The 16,341-nt window shown below is 59.4% G+C and carries 19 protein-coding genes; 6 read left to right on the forward strand and 13 right to left on the reverse strand.

Going from position 1 to position 16,341, the window contains the following annotated elements; all coding sequences use genetic code 11:
- Positions 1-15: 15 nt before the first annotated feature.
- Both IPP03_06200 and IPP03_06205 read right to left on the reverse strand, forming a co-directional pair.
- Complete coding sequence (locus tag IPP03_06200) at positions 16-2,640, reverse strand: PAS domain-containing protein (GenBank protein MBL0352246.1); 2,625 nt, start codon at positions 2,638-2,640, stop codon at positions 16-18.
- 178 nt (positions 2,641-2,818) lie between these two features.
- Positions 2,819-3,232 carry a carboxypeptidase regulatory-like domain-containing protein gene (locus IPP03_06205; protein MBL0352247.1) on the reverse strand — a complete coding sequence of 138 codons (414 nt, stop codon included), beginning with the start codon at positions 3,230-3,232 and terminating at the stop codon, positions 2,819-2,821.
- Between IPP03_06205 and IPP03_06210 the strand changes: the two genes are divergently transcribed.
- On the forward strand, positions 3,231-3,527 hold the full coding sequence (locus IPP03_06210) for a hypothetical protein (protein ID MBL0352248.1): 297 nt from the start codon (positions 3,231-3,233) through the stop codon (positions 3,525-3,527). The genes IPP03_06205 and IPP03_06210 overlap by 2 nt on opposite strands.
- Before the next feature lie 216 nt (positions 3,528-3,743).
- Positions 3,744-5,996, forward strand: coding sequence for a diguanylate cyclase (locus IPP03_06215; protein ID MBL0352249.1), 2,253 nt, complete (start codon positions 3,744-3,746; stop codon positions 5,994-5,996).
- Positions 5,997-6,020: 24 nt separating this feature from the next.
- Here the strand turns inward: IPP03_06215 and IPP03_06220 are convergent, their stop codons facing one another.
- The 4 genes from IPP03_06220 to IPP03_06235 all read right to left on the reverse strand — a co-directional run bounded on the left by IPP03_06220 (position 6,021) and on the right by IPP03_06235 (position 9,248).
- Positions 6,021-6,179, reverse strand: a complete 159-nt coding sequence (locus tag IPP03_06220; protein ID MBL0352250.1) for a DUF3309 domain-containing protein — start codon at positions 6,177-6,179, stop codon at positions 6,021-6,023.
- A 145-nt stretch (positions 6,180-6,324) separates the two neighbouring features.
- Positions 6,325-6,573 (reverse strand): hypothetical protein, encoded by a 249-nt coding sequence (locus tag IPP03_06225; protein MBL0352251.1) that lies wholly within the window; start codon positions 6,571-6,573, stop codon positions 6,325-6,327.
- A gap of 460 nt (positions 6,574-7,033) precedes the next feature.
- Entirely contained in the window at positions 7,034-8,260 is a 1,227-nt protein-coding gene (locus tag IPP03_06230; GenBank protein MBL0352252.1) for an AI-2E family transporter, read from the reverse strand.
- 67 nt (positions 8,261-8,327) lie between these two features.
- Entirely contained in the window at positions 8,328-9,248 is a 921-nt protein-coding gene (locus tag IPP03_06235; GenBank protein ID MBL0352253.1) for a hypothetical protein, read from the reverse strand.
- 244 nt (positions 9,249-9,492) lie between these two features.
- Here IPP03_06235 and IPP03_06240 point away from each other — a divergent pair, with 244 nt between their 5' ends.
- The 4 genes from IPP03_06240 to IPP03_06255 all read left to right on the forward strand — a co-directional run bounded on the left by IPP03_06240 (position 9,493) and on the right by IPP03_06255 (position 11,217).
- Positions 9,493-9,810: a BON domain-containing protein gene (locus IPP03_06240; protein MBL0352254.1), complete on the forward strand. Its 318-nt coding sequence runs from the start codon at positions 9,493-9,495 to the stop codon at positions 9,808-9,810.
- A gap of 134 nt (positions 9,811-9,944) precedes the next feature.
- Entirely contained in the window at positions 9,945-10,292 is a 348-nt protein-coding gene (locus IPP03_06245) for a hypothetical protein (GenBank protein ID MBL0352255.1), read from the forward strand.
- 37 nt (positions 10,293-10,329) lie between these two features.
- Entirely contained in the window at positions 10,330-10,479 is a 150-nt protein-coding gene (locus IPP03_06250; GenBank protein MBL0352256.1) for a lmo0937 family membrane protein, read from the forward strand.
- A gap of 36 nt (positions 10,480-10,515) precedes the next feature.
- A complete protein-coding gene (locus tag IPP03_06255) occupies positions 10,516-11,217 on the forward strand; it encodes a VIT family protein (protein ID MBL0352257.1) in 702 nt (233 codons plus the stop codon).
- A gap of 69 nt (positions 11,218-11,286) precedes the next feature.
- On the opposite strand, the gene IPP03_06260 is transcribed toward IPP03_06255, so the two are convergent.
- The 7 genes from IPP03_06260 to IPP03_06290 form a co-directional block, all read right to left on the reverse strand.
- Positions 11,287-11,616 carry a YdbL family protein gene (locus IPP03_06260; protein ID MBL0352258.1) on the reverse strand — a complete coding sequence of 110 codons (330 nt, stop codon included), beginning with the start codon at positions 11,614-11,616 and terminating at the stop codon, positions 11,287-11,289.
- A gap of 29 nt (positions 11,617-11,645) precedes the next feature.
- Positions 11,646-11,840 carry a YnbE family lipoprotein gene (locus tag IPP03_06265; GenBank protein MBL0352259.1) on the reverse strand — a complete coding sequence of 65 codons (195 nt, stop codon included), beginning with the start codon at positions 11,838-11,840 and terminating at the stop codon, positions 11,646-11,648.
- Between the two features lie 40 nt (positions 11,841-11,880).
- Positions 11,881-14,454, reverse strand: coding sequence for a YdbH domain-containing protein (locus tag IPP03_06270; protein MBL0352260.1), 2,574 nt, complete (start codon positions 14,452-14,454; stop codon positions 11,881-11,883).
- 128 nt (positions 14,455-14,582) lie between these two features.
- Positions 14,583-15,107, reverse strand: a complete 525-nt coding sequence (locus tag IPP03_06275) for a glycine zipper 2TM domain-containing protein (protein MBL0352261.1) — start codon at positions 15,105-15,107, stop codon at positions 14,583-14,585.
- Between the two features lie 30 nt (positions 15,108-15,137).
- Positions 15,138-15,335 carry a hypothetical protein gene (locus IPP03_06280; GenBank protein ID MBL0352262.1) on the reverse strand — a complete coding sequence of 66 codons (198 nt, stop codon included), beginning with the start codon at positions 15,333-15,335 and terminating at the stop codon, positions 15,138-15,140.
- A gap of 97 nt (positions 15,336-15,432) precedes the next feature.
- Complete coding sequence (locus tag IPP03_06285; GenBank protein MBL0352263.1) at positions 15,433-15,657, reverse strand: glycine zipper 2TM domain-containing protein; 225 nt, start codon at positions 15,655-15,657, stop codon at positions 15,433-15,435.
- Positions 15,658-15,744: 87 nt separating this feature from the next.
- Positions 15,745-16,188: a PRC-barrel domain-containing protein gene (locus tag IPP03_06290; GenBank protein MBL0352264.1), complete on the reverse strand. Its 444-nt coding sequence runs from the start codon at positions 16,186-16,188 to the stop codon at positions 15,745-15,747.
- Between the last annotated feature and the right edge of the window lie 153 nt (positions 16,189-16,341).

The raw sequence follows: 16,341 nt of genomic DNA on the forward strand, positions 1-16,341 counted from the left end.
GAATCCAATGGTTGCTCAGGTCGACGAACCAACCCCCTTGGCCGCCCGCAGTTCCACTTCAAGTTTCTTCGCCACGCTGATATCGATAAAGTTGATCACCACCCCATCGATCACATTATCCTGGGTCCGGTAAGGCAGAATTTTCACCAGATACCAGCTTGCATTGCGACCGGAAATCTCCTTTTCCGAGAAGATCAGCGTGTCGAGCACTGCCTTTATATCCTTCTGCAAGCCGGGATAGTCAAGCTGATTGACGATGTCGGCCAGCGGTCGACCCACGTCACCGGGGATCAGTTTGAAGATCCGCGTTGCCTGGTCGGTATAACGCCGGACGCGCAGGCCGTTGTTGAGGAAGATGGTCGCGATGTCGGTGCTGTTCAACAGATTCTTCATGTCGTTGTTGATCGATGACAACTCGTCGACCTTGGACTGAAGCTCGACATTGACGGTCTGCAACTCCTCGTTGAGCGACTGCATTTCCTCCTTGGAAGTCGTCAGTTCCTCGTTGGTCGATTGCAGTTCCTCGTTGGTCGATTGCAGTTCCTCGTTAGTCGATTGCAGTTCCTCGTTAGTCGACTTGAGCTCTTCGTGCGAACGCGGCATTTCTTCGCGAATGGCCTGAATCTCGGTGGAAGCCTGCTGCAATGCTTGTTCAAGTTCGAGTATCCGTCCGTTGTCGGCCAGTTTGCCAACGCGCCGCTTTGGCTTGGCAACCGGCACCGCAACCTCAGCAAAGACAATCATCGCCATACCCTTGAGCGGCGCCGGCTCGCGCACCGGATTGACCGTCAGGTCGATCAGCCGAACCCCGCTGCCTGTCCGGATCTGCAAGTCCTTGACGGCCACCGACTCCATCGTGCGGAACGCCTTGGGCAGCGCCATGTCCAGCCCCTGGCGCAAGCCTTCGCGGGCCATCGCGTGAATGTTCCAGTTTGCCTTGCCAGCGGCTGGCTCAAGGTATTCTCCGGTGCGCCCGTTGATGAAGAGAACATCGCCCTCGGCATTGACCAGCACGGCCGCTGGCGAGAATTTCTGGAGGAGCAACTGATCGGCCAAAGCCTGTAGATTCGAAATATGCATGTCGGGTATCAATGCCGCATTGGGGTTGACCGGGCCGTTAAATTGGCGTGTTGGAAAATCCACATCAAGCGGACTGGATATTACCTGCTCGTTGCGATAGATTCGTGCCTTGCTTTCCAGTGGCGAGAAAAGATCATGAAAGCCACCAATGCTCTCGGCACTGCCCAGAAAGAGAACCCCGCCGGGATTCAGGCTGTAATGAAACAGGCGCAATAACTTTTTCTGCAGATCCGGCCCGAGGTAAATCAGCAGGTTCCGGCAAGTAAGGATATCCAGTTTGGTGAACGGCGGGTCCATCACCATGTTCTGCGTCGCAAAGACGACCATCTGGCGGATTTCCTCGGCAACCCGGAAACCGCTTCCATCTTCGCGGAAAAACCGGGCCAGCCGCTCGGGCGAAAGGTCGGCAGCAATATTGGCCGAAAAGTATCCCTTGCGGGCTCTGGCAATCGCATCCGGGTCCAGGTCGGTGGCGAAAATCTGCACGACAACCCGCTCGAGTGGCTTGAGTTTTTCTACAAGCTCCTTGAAGGTGATTGCCAGCGAATAAGCTTCCTCTCCGGTCGAGCAACCGGCGACCCAGGCACGCAGCGTGCCGCCAACCTCTTTGGCCGCGATCATGGCGGGCAGCGCCGATTCCTGCAGATAAGCCCAGGCCGCCGGATCCCTGAAAAAATGGGTTACGCCGATCAGGAGTTCCTTGAACAGGAGATCGATTTCCTGGGGGTTTTCCTGAAGGAAATGTACGTAATCCGAAATTTGCCGGAGTTGGTGAATGCCCATGCGGCGCTCGATCCGTCGATAAATCGTGCTTTTCTTGTACAGGGAAAAGTCATGCCGTGTGTGCGAGCGGAGCAGGATGCAGACCTTTTCAAAGCCCGATGAATGTTCTTTCGTGGCCGGCCCGGGCAGGTTTTCATCTGTAGGCGGCAACTGGCCGTGAATATTCACGATGCGCGTGGTCAATTCGCCGGCGACAGCCACTACATCGGCGTATCCGGCTTCTATCGCACTACGCGGCATGCCATCGAACTTTGCCTCAGCGGGGTCCTGGACCAGCGCCAGCCCGCCCTGCTCCTTGATGGCGCGCAGCCCCAAGGTGCCATCCGAACCCATGCCGGAGAGAATCACGCCGATGGCGCGCTCCCGTCGGTCTTCAGCCAGCGAGCGGAAAAATGAATCAATGGGCAGGCGCAAGCCATGCGGCGCGAGCCGATCAAGCAGATAAAGCGTGTCGTGGAGGATCACCAGATCCTTGTTGGGCGGAATCACATACACGCAATCCGGCCGGGTCTTCATCCGGTTGCCGGCCTGTTGCACCAGCATCGGCGTTCTCCGTTGCAAAAGTTCGGGCAGCAGCCCATGGCGATCCGGATCAAGGTGCTGGACGACGACGAAGGCCATCCCGCTGTTCTTCGGCACGCCGGCGAAAAATTGCTCCAGCGCTTCCAGTCCGCCGGCCGAGGCACCCACGCCAACAATCTGGAACGTGCCGCCATCCGGCGCAACCTCGGATTCAGGCTGGTTTACGGAAACCTGGTCGTTCCGTTTGGCGGTCATCCCGACTTGCTCCTATGAACTGATTGTGGGCGCTAACTGCAAGGAAGCCTTGAAGCATAGGCCGCCGGATGACCTGCGAAGGTTCCCGCATGGTCGACCCACTGAAATGCAACCAAAAATGGCCAAAAATACCGGTCGACCACAGCAATGGCGGATCAGCCAACTCCCGGCCCGCGCATTACCAGGCAAATGAAATTGTCTGGGGAGCGCCGGCACGGACATTCACGTCCTTCTGGATCTCGCGCCCCTCATAGGTGGCACGTACCCGGTAAGCGCCAGGGTCCAGCCGGGTCAGCACGATCGGTCCGGCCGCAGGCACGTCCAGCACCTGCTTGCCCTGACCATTGAAAATCGTAACAGCGACCTTGGCCACAAAGGCGCCCGACTTCTCGGACAGGATCAGCTTGAGGTTGAAGTCCTGGCCGACCTGGCTGATCTGCTGAAACTCCTTGTCGCCAATGCCACCTGATATATAGGCGGTACCGTTTGCATCGGTTTGGGTTGGTAACCTGGCCAATTCTTGCGCCGACAGCGGGCCACAAACCAGCCCGAGAGAAATGACGAGCGCCTTGAGCGTGAGCGTGCTTCGCATGGCATATACTCCTTTAATGGTTCTTTATCTTTCTGACGTGAAAGCTCGGATTACGGTCGCAAACCCGCCAGATAAAACCGCATCGCTACGGTCTGTTCAACAAGGATCAGCCCTTCCGGACTTCCTTGATTTCCTCTTTCAGGTCGCCAACTTTTTCCTGAATCTTGCCTTTGACCTGATTTTTCAGACCCTCGGCCTATTGCTTCTTGTCGCCGGTCAGCTTGCCGAATTCTTCCTGAATTTTCCCGCCCAAATCCGTTGCGGCGCCCTTGACTTGATCTTTGTTCATGATTGATTCCTCATTGGTAAGTGCTTCTGAAACCCGGACACCATCAGGTTCGTCCGGCAAATCACACGATCCATTTCTCGTGTCGACGGAAACAGTTTAGCCGGAGGCAGACGTCGGTTCTGTTCGCTAGCCAACATAACGGCGACAGCCTACCGGTATCCTGCGCTCTGGAAGCAGAAGGATTTCTGCTTTGTGCGATTCCACACATAAGCGCGCGCCGGCATGAACTATGATGAGATTGAATGGATGGCTTTCCGCAATCCGCATTCGATTGGGCGGTGGCCCGACAAGGAAGGTTCGATGACGCAAGAGTTGACGCATGACCCCAAGCTGAACCGCATTCTGGCGGCGCTTCCGGTAACCGAGTACGCCAGACTGGAAAGCGATCTGACGATCGTCGAGTTGACCGCCGGACAGATTCTTTACGGCGCCAGCGATGATGTTGAATACGTCTATTTCCCGATCACCAGCATTGTCTCGCTGATTTTTTCCACCGAAGACGGCTCATCCTCCGAACTGGCGATGACGGGAAACGACGGCTTGGTCGGCATCCCGCTGGTACTCGGCGGGGCAACGACGACGCACAAGGTGGTGGTACAAACTGCGGGCACGGCCAGTTGCCTGCGGGCCGAGGTATTGTCCTGGGAACTCGACCAGGGTGGCGAGTTGCAACGCCTTTGCCTGTGTTACGCGCAGGCCTTGATGACCCAGATGGCACAAAGTGTGGTCTGCAATCGCCATCATTCGCTGGACCAGCAGTTGTGTCGCTGGCTGCTGCTCAGCCTTGACCAGATACCGGGCAATGTACTCAACGTAACCCAGGAACTGATCGCCAGCATGCTGGGGGTGCGCCGCGAAGGCGTTACCCAGGCCGCCGGAAAATTGCAGGCGGCCGGCCTCATTCAATACCAACGCGGGCATATCACGGTGACTGATCGGTCGGGCCTCGAAGCCAGGGCGTGTGAATGCTACGGCGTCGTCAGGTCCGAATACGACCGCTTGTTCATGCGTGCCCCGGCGAACTTCCCGAAGAATCGCAGCCGCCCCAATCCGCTCACCGTACGCCAGCGCGCCGAGGCACGCTTCAAGCAAACGCCCCCGGTGGCCACGAATACGAACTGGGAAGCCGCGCAACTGCTGCACGAACTTCAGGTGCACCAGATCGAACTGGAAATGCATAACGAGGAATTGCGCAACTCTTACGCCGAAGCCGATGACCTGCGCGAAAAATATGCCGATATTTACGACTTCGCACCGGTTGCCTATTTCACGCTGAATGCGCAGGGCGTCATTCTTCAGCTCAATCTCGCCGGCGCCATACTGCTCGGGATCAAGCGATCGCAAAACATGCGCCATCGCTTTGCTGCAGCAGTCAATCCTGAATATTTGCCCATGTTTCAACACTTTTTCGACGAAGTTTTGCGTAATAAATCCAAGAAATCCTGCGAGATGCTCCTCTTGCCAACCAGCCATAATCCCGAAGCCTTCGTCAGAATCCAGGCGGTTCCGGGCGAAAGCGGCGAGGAATGTCGCATGGTGGTGATGGACATTACCGCTGAAAAGCTGGCCGAGAAGGCACTGAACCTGCGCGAGCAATATCTCCGCACCGTGCTCAACAATTTCCCGTTCCTTGTCTGGCTCAAGGATGAGCAAAGCCGGTTTCTTGCGGTCAACGCCCCATTTGCCGAGAATTTCGGCTGGCCTTCGCCCGATTCGCTGCGCGGCAAAACCGACTTCGACATTACCACCCGCGAACTGGCGGAACATTATCGCGCCGGCGATCAGGCCGTACTCGCCAGCGGCAAGGCGACAGACATTGAAGAACTGATCGAGAACAATGGCGAAGCGCGCTGGTTCGAAACCTACAAGTCACCGATCATTATCGATGACACAAGTGTCGGGACGGTGGGCTTTGCGCGGGACATTACCAAGCGCCGGCAGATGGAAGAGGAATTGCGCAAGGTGGCTGCCATCGACCCGCTGACCCAACTGGCGAGCCGGGAGTATTTCCTTGGCCACCTCGAAGCAGCGCATTCGGAATTGAAACGCGATGCCTTTCAGCAGATCGCCCTGTTGACAGTAAGCCTCGACTATCTGAGCGTACTCAACGACACGCTCGGTCTGGCCGCCGACGATGCCGTGCTGCGACTGGTTTCCAACGTCCTGCGCGATGAGTTGCGCAAGATGGATAGTGCGGGAGTGATTGCCAACGACCGGTTCGCGGTGCTCATGCTCAACAGCGACCTTGAAGCGGCGCAGGCTTTCGCCGAACGCCTGATGAACAAGGTGGCCGTGACCAAGATCGTCATGGGCGAGCGTCAGGGTGTCGTTACCATCAGCATGGGCATTGCCACCATGAGCGCTGCCGACAGCACGGCTGAACAGGCGCTCAACCGGGCCGACGAGGCGCTTTGTCGCGCCCGGGCGGCGGGACCCAACCGGATAGCATGTGCCTCGCCGCCCGACCGGGCATGATGCCGCGGCCGGAACTAATGGGCGTCATATTCGGCCCAGCAACAGCAAGACAAGCAGAATGACCACGACAAGGCCCAAGCCACCGCTCGGCCCATAACCCCACCCCCTGCTGTGCGGCCACGCCGGAATCACGCCGAGCAGTGCGAGCACAAGGATGATCAGAAGAATTGTTCCGATTGACATTTTCGTCACCTTCTCAAGAACCGATACTGCCGGCACCGTGAACTGCAGCCTGGAAGCAGGATCGTCAGGATCATTGTCTGCTCAACGCCCTGCCGGCTCTGTGTGCTGGCGAACATTCAACACAACGGCGGGCCGGTCGAGGCGCTCAGTAGCGGTAAGGATCATTCGGACGACGGTCATTTTTATCCTTGACTCCGTCGCCGTCGCGGTCGTGTTTGCCGCGGTCGTGGTCGCCGCGGTCATAGTCGCCGCGGTCGTGGTCGCCTCGATTGGGTGGACCGGACTGATCATAATCCGGGCGATGACCGCCGCCATCTCGATAGGCAACCGGATAGGCCACGCAACCCGATAAAAGCGCGCTGATAGCGATCAGCAAGACGGAAAGGTTTTTCATGTTTTCTCCTGGATAGCATGTCTCGATGTTCAAAGAGAAGGATCTCTGTTGAACAGTCTTTGTGCAAAAACTGCGCACGATCTGGATTTTCGGAAGCGGTTCCTGACGTTTCAGCGCAGACCGAAAAACGACAGGACGAACAGGATGACGACCACCAGGCCGACGATGTAAATGATGTTGTTCATGGGATTACCTCCGTATGAGTCTAGTGGCCGATCCGCGTGGCTGACGCCATGCCCGAATCACCATGCACCACACTACCCCCCACAGCGCCGACACTCTGTTCGCTGGCGCACAAAGAATCCGCCGGATTGGCGTTACCCAGCCCATGGCAGTCATGCCGGCGGATAAAACATTTCCAAGCCTGATCAGTAATACGCTGGCCAGTCAATTGCTTGGAGGGAGTTTTCTGGACTGGACCAGCCGGCGCGTCGATACGCACGTAATGGAGCTGCAGCCCTCATGCAACATGGTCCGACATCTCGCTCTTGACCGGCTCGTTTCCACCGAGCAGCTCGCCCACCGCCTTGAGGTCGTCGACCCGATCGCACACTGCCTTTATGATCATCAGGATCGGCGTACCCAGTAGCAGGCCCCAGATGCCCCAGAGCCATCCCCATGCCAGGACCCCGAGGAAGACCACGACCGCACTCAGCCGGCTGGTACGGCTTGTGAGGTAGGGCGTGAGGATGTTGCCGCTCACGACATGCAGCCCGATGCAGACGCCGGCCACCAGCAATGTCTTCTCGATGCTCCCGAACTGGGTGAACGCGACGAACGCGGCGGCGACGCCGAGGACAACCGAGCCAAGGTAGGGGATCAGATTCAACAGCGCCGCGACGATGCCCCACACGGCAGCCTGCTTCATGCCAATAGCCCAGAAGGCGGCGCCTGTCGCCAAGCCAACCAGGACACTCAGCAATAGCTGGACCGCGAGATAGCGCTGGATCTGCTCCATGATTTCGTTCATTGCCTGCACTGTGACCCGCCGCCTGGCGAAGGTCGGGCCGGCGATGCGCGCGACTTTGCGCCGGAAAACGTCACCCGAAGCAAGCAGGAAAAAGGCAATGAAGCAGATGACCGTCGCCTGACCGATGATCTGCGCCGCATGCAGGGCGCCGACCACAAAATAATCCTTGATGTCGAATGCGGCTTTCTCGATCTGCACGCGAGCGACTCCACGTGGCGCAGACGGTGGGCCAGACAGGCTGCCGGCTGCAGCCTGCTCGATCTGCGCAGCCGCCTTCTGGACCCGCTCGATATTGCCGTCTGGGCCGCCGCGCATTCCGCGCACTGATTCCCGCAGGTTGCGCGACGCCACCGGCAGGGATTCGAGCAGGTTGTCGGCATCGTCGCGCAGCGTATAGACGCCCCACACCGTAGCCGACACGAGGACGACCATCACCAGTCCCGCACCAAGCGGTCGCGGCAGGTGCCAGCGGTGCAGGGTGTCGACTATCGGTGTCAGTGCGTAACTCAACATCAGACCGAACATGATGGGGATGACCACCTCGCTTGCCCAACGCAGCGCGAAAATGCTCAGCAAGGCGGCGATGACGACCAGCGACGTGCTGCGCACATCGACCGGCACCTTCAGCAGCGTGGCTTCGGGTTCTCGCTCGGCACCCAAGGGGGAACCGGCCTCGGTGGTTGCGTCCCCGGGGGACGGCGTCAGCGATTGTTTCATCTATTCACCCCCGGATGCTAGCCGCAACACCTGGATCTGCCGGCGCGCGTTCGAACATCATTAACTATCAGTGATCCTGACCGCGCCCTTGATTCCTGTTATCCCCGCCCCTGTCCTGCTGTCCAGGCGCCTGATCGCGGCCCTTGTCGCGGTGTTCATTCTGCGGCCGCTGCATCTCGCGCTGTTGCGCGGGTTGCGACTGCTGCTGCCGCTGCTGATTCGGCGGTGGCTGGCGGTCCTGGGGCTCGGCTCGTTGCTGGACCGGCGCCTGCTGTTGCGGCTGATGCCGTTCCCGCTGCTGGTTCGGCGCTGGCTGGCGGTCCTGCGGCTCGGCCCGTTGCTGGCGGTCCTGCGGCTCAACTCGCTGTTGCTGCACCGAACGCCGGCGACTCTCGTCGACCTGCGGCTGTTGAAAATGCTGCCGCGTTACAGCTTCATGCGGCTGATATCGGTAATGCTCGGAGCGGATCTTGTGCTGCTGGTCTGCCGCGTCAGGATAGCGCGCTCCCGAATACTGTCTCTGGTAAGTCGGCAACGGTGCGGCGCGCGGTGCTGAATGGCGGTCCCAGTGGTCCCACCCAGCCCGACGGTGTTGCCACTCACGACCCCAGTGATCGCCCCAGCGCGGCGGCGCATCGGCACGCCAGCCATGAAAATACGTCGGCGGCTGCCGATAGTAACGAACCGGCACGCGGAGCACGAATAGCGGGACATACTCCGGGCCAACCGACCGCCACGGCCCGTTGTACCAACTGCTCGAATACCAGTTGTCATCCTGGTACACCCAGTACAGACCGTCGTAGAAGAAGTAATTCGAATTCGCTTGCGGATCATAATAGACAGGATAGCCCGGCACCGCGACAAGCCTCGGATAGACCGGTACGTTGACGCCGATGCTGACACTCGGCAAACCGATACCAATGCTGATTTCGGCATGTACCGAACTTAGACCGCCAGCCAAGGCAGTAACAAAGAAAGCATTGCGCAGTGCAGCCTTATAGAATTCAGTCATTGTGACTCCTCATGTTTCGTCTTCAGGCTACGTGTTGGCCGGGTAGATCGTCGGTGCGCTGTCGAACATAGCCTATCCCGGATGTCGTGCGCCCGATTCGAAGCGCTGCGTGCGCCAGCGCACAGACTGTCATGACGCTACCCGCCATTCTCGCATTGTGTCTGCAAGGCAAGCCATACTGGATCGCCGAAGCCACCAAAGATTATTCAAGGAGTTCAACATGACCATCTCAATACTGCGCCGCGCCGCGGCCCTGGCCGCCTTCGTCCTTTTTGCCACGCTCACTGCCTGTTCCTCTACATCGAAGACTGAAGGCACCGGCGAATATGTCGATGACACCGTAATCACGACCAAGGTCAAGGCTGCCGTGCTCAGCGAACCTGGCCTCAAGTCAGCAGAGATCAACGTCGAAACCTTCAAGGGCAAAGTCCAGTTGAGCGGCTTCGTCAGTACGCAAGCCCAGATCGAGAAGGCTGTTGAAGTCGCTCGTAGCGTCAAGGGCGTGACCTCGGTTACCAACAGCATGCGCCTGAAGTGATGTGAATCTTGTCTGCCAGCGGAAAGCATCAATGTGCGCTGGCAGACAGATGCTTATAGCGAACGGAAATAATCTTGTACCGTTCGCTCATGAAATAACCGTCTTGCATCCATCACCGAACAGGAGAATAAATCATGGCAACCGAAACACGGATTGGCGGAACAGGCGATTTGGGCGAAGCAGCTACACGCACGATCGACCAGGCCAGCAGCAATATAAACAAGGCGATCGACAAGGCATCGGACGCCGCCCGGCCCGCCGTCAAGCACATGGCTGCAGGCGCCCATCACGCAGTAGACAGGTTTGCCGGTTCAGCAAACCGGGCCGTTAAATCACTCGATACCCAAGGCCGGCGCTTGAAGGACGCGCAGTTGCGCTTCGCCGATAGCTTTTATTCCCATGTCAGGGAGCGGCCGATCACCTCGCTGGGGATCGCGGTTGCTGGCGGGGTTCTGTTGGGCTGGCTGCTCAGGCAGCGTTAGGCCACACGTAGTTTATTGAAGAAGAACGGAGAATCTCATGCTTTATACAATAGCCGTAGTATTGCTGATCCTGTGGTTGCTCGGGCTGGTTACATCGACCACCATGGGCGGTTTTATTCATATCCTGCTGATCATTGCCATTGTGGTCGTCCTGCTCAGAGTAATCAGTGGGCGCAACGTCTTGTAGTGCTGAATCAGCGGGTTCCCCGCTAAAATCGCTGCAATGAAAGCCACACGCCGCCATGCCGAACGTCACCGTACCGATCGCATCGGCTGGTTGCGCGCCACCGTCCTCGGTGCCAATGACGGTATCGTCTCGACCGCCAGTCTGGTGGTTGGCGTCGCGGCTGCCAATTCAAGTCAGGGGAGCGTTCTGGTCGCTGGCGTTGCCGGGCTGGTGGCCGGCGCGATGTCGATGGCGGCAGGTGAATATGTCTCCGTCCATTCGCAGGCCGATACCGAGAATGCCGACCTGGCGCGCGAACGGAGCGAACTCGCGACCGATCCCGCTGCGGAACATCGCGAGTTGACAGCCATTTATGTCACCCGCGGCCTTGAGCCTGGCTTGGCACAGCAGGTCGCCGAGCAACTGATGGCGCATGATGCCCTCGGCGCCCATGCGCGTGATGAACTCGGCATCTCCGAAACCCTGAGCGCGCGGCCGGTTCAGGCCGCGTTGGCTTCGGCCGCAAGTTTTGCGGTCGGTGCGGTGCTGCCGCTCGCCGTAACCGTTCTGGCACCCGAGCACGCGCTGATTCCGTGGGTCTCCGCAACCTCGCTCGCCTTCCTCGCGCTATTGGGCGCGATGGCCGCCCGGGCCGGCGGCGCCGACATGACGAAAGGTGCGCTGCGGGTTACCTTCTGGGGCGCGCTCGCCATGGCGATCACCGCGGGTGTCGGTGCGTTGTTCGGTGCCGTCGTGTAAGGTGCGGGAAACCCCCAGCCGCCGCCGCAGAAGCTTTCCGACTGATCTAACAGCCGGGCGGCCCGGCGCCTATTTCTTCGCCCAGCCGCCAGCCGGATTCTGGATGTAATTGCCCGGCAAGGTCCGCGCCGCTGCTTCGCGGGCAAAGACCTTGGCGGCTTCCGCCTCGGTAATACCATTCTTCGCGGCAATCTGCGTGAACTCGGCTTTTCGCTGGCCATTCACCTCGGTTACCAGCGCCTTCAGGTCGGCAGGAGCGTCGTTCCTGACCAGGCCGAGGTAGCCATTGCTCTGCTCACCGACCCAGCCCTGCTCCTTTGCCGTTTTGAGGTCGGCGGCAAAGGCGCCGTGCATCATCAGCACCAGGCTGAGCAAACATGCCTTAATCAATGTCTTCATTGCATCTCCTTGGTCAAGACGGGCGCCGTTCAAAACAGGCCCTTGTTCGAATCGAACAATTGCTGAACTTCCTTTTCAACCTTGACCAGAATTTCATGCTTGATATTCACGGTCATGTTGATTTCGATGGGTTTGTCCGGCGCCTCGAGGCGCACGGTCGGCGAGCAGGCGCCCACGAGCAGCGCCAGTGCGGTAAGGGAAAGCAGAAGTGAGGGCCTGAACATGGGGGTGCTCCACAAGGGTGTAGCGGGCAGCTTAACAAAGTTATTCCAGTTTGCCCGATTGCAATTGTTCCAAAATGTGACGGTTGAAGTCACCCGAAAAAAGCGCCGCGCGAAACAGACCCGGCAGCGCTCCGTTGATGTTTAGCCCAAAGCGTATGGGATACCCGCTGTAGAAATCGGGGTTGCTGCCATCCAGCTTTATCTGCGTCCGGTAAGTTCCGTCGGACCCATACCAAAGGTGCATGCCAAGCTGCTGGAACTGGAAGTTGCGCAAGGCCAGCAAGCCGGGGTTGTCCGGAATCGTCGTCATCGGCGCGTACTTGATGGTGCCGCCGCCGACGCTATTCAACTCGCCGTCATGGATTTCCACGCTGCCGTTGCGATAGGTGAGCGGCACATTGCCGTCCACCTGGCCGCTTCCCGACAGGCCGTGAACCTTCAACATTTCGAGTAACTGGCCGAGATCGATGTGACGAATTTCCAGAGGCATGGCTTGCTCCGCTGGCGGCCACGGCAGGCTGCGCGGCGCGCCGTGCAAAGTGCCGCCGAGCAAGGCGACATCCAGCGCATGCACGGTCAGCGCCTTTGCCGCCAGCGCCAGGTCGACGTTCAGGTCGGCCAATGCCGTACCGGTTGCCAGCCCGCCGCGTGGCGCTGAAAGCTGGATGCGGCCCTGTAGCGGATGCAATCCGTCGAGCTGGAGCCGGGCTTGCGCGGCTTCGACCCGCGCCCTATCCCAGCCCAGCGTGGCATCGTGCGCCTGTAGCGTTCCTTTGGCGTCGAACCGTGGCTTCGGCCCGGTGCACCAGTCCAGCGTGAAGCGCGCATCAACCTCGCCCGCCTGAAGCTCAAGCGGGAGCATGGTGGGCGGCCGTGGCTGCAACAGCTTGCCCAGCATCGGCAGGGCTTGCTGTCCGGAGAGCGTCGCCTCGCCGCACCCCTGCGTGAGCGCGTGCGACCCGGCAAAGCGGAAGACTTCCGTTCCCTGCAAATGTACAGTGCCGTCGCTGCGCAATTTGCCCGCATCAAGGCGCAGGCGGGCGCGGACGGCGGGCGACGGCCAGGCCCCGAAGCGCAGTGCATCGACAGCAAGCATCAATTCACCTTGGGCGCCCTGGGTGCCGTTCGGGCGCAGTTGCAGCAGTTGCAGGCGGCTGGCGCCGAGCGTCAGAACCTGGCCAGTACCCTGCCTTACTGTCAGTTGCGGGCTGCTGGCTTCGCCATGCAGCAGGAGGCTGGCCCAAAAACTGTCGTCAGCCTTTGCCGTTGCATCGGCTTTCACTTTCCATGTCGCACGGCTCATGGTCAGCGGCACATCCCGCGACCATGCCAGACGTTCGACGCCGAGCTGCAATGCCAGCTCGCTGTTTAGCCCGGCCGCCGGCGACCAGTGCAATGCCATGTCACCCGTCGCCTGCAGGTCGCGGATCTGAATGGCATCCCGTTGCCACTGCTTCATCTGCCCCTTGATCCGTACCTGCGCTTCGGCCGCCTTCCAGTCGGCTGAAGCCGCGCCCCCATTGAGACTGACGTGGTGCACCGCGCCATCCCAGCGTCCCCATCGGGGCGAATCGAGCGTGAACGGAAACTCGCCTTCGCTGACTCCTGCCCCATTGTCCACGCGAAGGACAAAGGCCTTGTCAAGCCGACTGTTCACTTGCAGCGACTGTTCGCCGTCGATCGTCACCTGCAAGTGCAGCCCCGGCTGCAATTCGAGCTGCGTCCCCGACGGCTGCCAGGCGAAGGCCAATTTGCCTGAGAGCGCAATTGCCTGTGGCTTTGCCGGCGCCGCAAACTGCATGTCGGCGTCCGTAAATTCCGCTTGGCCACTGAGCGCACGCAGGCTGCCGGCCGTTTCGCCGAGGAGCGCTTCGGCCTTCAGCGATAGCGTCCCTTGCGCGGCGCCCGGCGGCATGGCGATGCCCAAGGTGCGCCCCAGGTCCACCAGCACTGCCAGCGGCGCTTCGGCAACCAGCCTGGCCGGTTGTTGCGCCGGCTGACGGCCGACATGCAGCCGCGCTTCCGCACCCGGACCAGTAGCCGGCAACCACTCAAGATGAAACTCGGAAATATCGCCGGAAATCGCCGTCGACCGCAACAGGTGGCCATTCGGCCGGAATTCCGCCTGCAACTGCCCTTCCGTTTGCCGCAAATAGAAGTTGCCATGGACGTCCAGTGCCGCACGCTGCGGCCAGTGCAGGGTCACCCGCAGGTCGCCGACCACGGCTTCGCTCAAGGGCAAATGGGGCCAGGCAAGTTGCGGCCAGGGGGTAGCCTGTTGCGTCTGCCCGGGCAGGATTTCCAGTTCGCCGCTGGCAATATCCAGACGCTCGACATGGCGGCGTGCCAGCGAGTAGTCGAGAGCAATGTCGTGCACGGCAATCCGGAATCGGTGGCCGCCGGCGCTTTGATAGGTGGCGCTGACTTCGGTCAGGCGCGCGTGCCCGGCGCCAACCTTGTCGATCTCGACGTGCAGCCCCTCGAGGCCCGGGATGGCCAGCCAGCGCTCCGCCGCCATGCCAAGCAGTCGCGGCAAGGCCAGCCAGAGCAGGAGAAGCACAAGGAGTACGGCCAGCAGCCAGCGACCAGCACTTCCTAAGCGAATTGGAGACATGTGTCGAGGATACCGGTCGCCGGATTGTTTTGGGAATCGAATCAAGCTGGCGGCACATTGATCGGGTCACAAACTTTGCGGACTCGGCGTTGCCGACCCGCACTGCCGCATCTCCCGTAGCACGTCCCTTAGTAGCGGCGGGCGATACCGTTTTCGATCCGCACGCGATCGCCGACCCGAATATCGTCGCTCGTGTTTTGCATCAAGGTTTGATTGGAGCCATCCTCCATGCGAACGGTCACCCGGTAGGCATCGGCTTGCTGCTGGTTCTGGTTCCGGTTTTCCAGTTCGTGGCCAACATAGGCGCCACCAACCGCGCCGATCACGGTCGCTGCGGTATTGCCTTTTCCGGAGCCAACCTGGTGGCCGACAACACCTCCGACCACCGCGCCGGCAATGGTTCCAAGACCGATCGTGCTGCCGGCCCTATCCTGCCTGACCAACTCGATGGACTGCACGGTACCGTACATCGAATAATTGTCGCGTGAATTGTTCGACTGCCGGTAAGCCGGTGCCTGATCATAGCCATAACCTGGCTGGTTCATGGTTTCGCACCCGACGAGGGCGAGCGCGGCCGAGACAGCGACTGCCGCCCCTGATTTACTGATTGCAATCATGACTTTTCTCTCAAAGACAGACAGTGCGCCAAGCAAGCCAAACACCGCCTGCCGGACCCCTTCCGATTATTTCTTGGCGTCCTGTGCCGCATCCTGAATCTTGTCGCCAGCCTTTTCGATCTGCTGCCCGGCCTTGTCGACCGTCTTGTCGACTTCCTTGCCGGCACGCTCCATCGGACCTTCCTTCTTCTCGCAACCGGACAAGCCGAGAACCAGAACACCCATCGCCAATGCTGCGATCACTTTTTGGCTAAAATTCGTCATTTCCATCTCCTTGAAATCCGACCACCGATCAGTTCGGCGATTATCGTTTTGCTACCCACCCTGACCTCAGAACGAGTCCCAGCATAAAGTCTCTCACTTATTTATCGGGCTTGCCGACCTGATTGCCGATGACACCGCCAACCACGGCACCACCGATCGTTCCGGCAGCGCCACCGCCGGTAAGGACAGCACCGGCAGCACCGCCGACACCGGCACCGATTGCGGTGTCCTTTTCGCGCGTCGACATGTTGTCACAACCACTCAAGCCGAGCAGAACCAATATGCAGAGCGTACCGGCTGCGGATTTTTGTGTCGTCTTCATTTGAATCCTCTTTGTCAAAGCTCAATTTCCAGGCCGCACCAGCGATTGCTTTCAATATCAGACAATCCGCCGGGCGACCCGAGTACTTCAGATCCGCGGGTCGTTCAGATACGCCGCGGTCCCGTAGTAGGCATGGATTTCCTTCGCCCACGACTGGTCCGCCATGTTGGGCCACTTGTCCTTGTCGAAGCCTGGCGCACCCTCCAGACGACTCTTGTCCACGTTGAGGATAAAGCGCTTGTTCTTGGTATCGAGGATCAATGCGTTCCAGGGCACTGCAAAAAACTTCCCCCCCATGCCCAAGAAGCCACCGAATGACATCACCGCATAACCCACGCTGCCACTGCGCATGTCCAGCATGATTTCCTTCATCTCGCCAAGGCTTTCACCCTTGTCGTTGAATACACTGTTGCCAACTAGCGTATCGGCGCCCATCAGCGCGGGTCCGGGACCATGCTCCATATCCGGACCGGGGCCTTTGCTCAGGTTGCCCTTGTACATTCCATAGGTATCGCGATCTTCATAGTTCATCTTCTTCTCCTGATAATTCGTTGAACAACGCTGGGGAACTCCACATCGGAGTTCCGGCACTTGGTAGAGTGAGATTGCGCAACAATCGATCCGCGGTCTGTACGGCAGCCAACATAGCTATGTGAACCATCGCACCGACGCGACCTGCAGGCA

Source organism: Candidatus Dechloromonas phosphoritropha, from assembly GCA_016722705.1.
GTDB classification, from domain to species: domain Bacteria; phylum Pseudomonadota; class Gammaproteobacteria; order Burkholderiales; family Rhodocyclaceae; genus Azonexus; species Azonexus phosphoritrophus.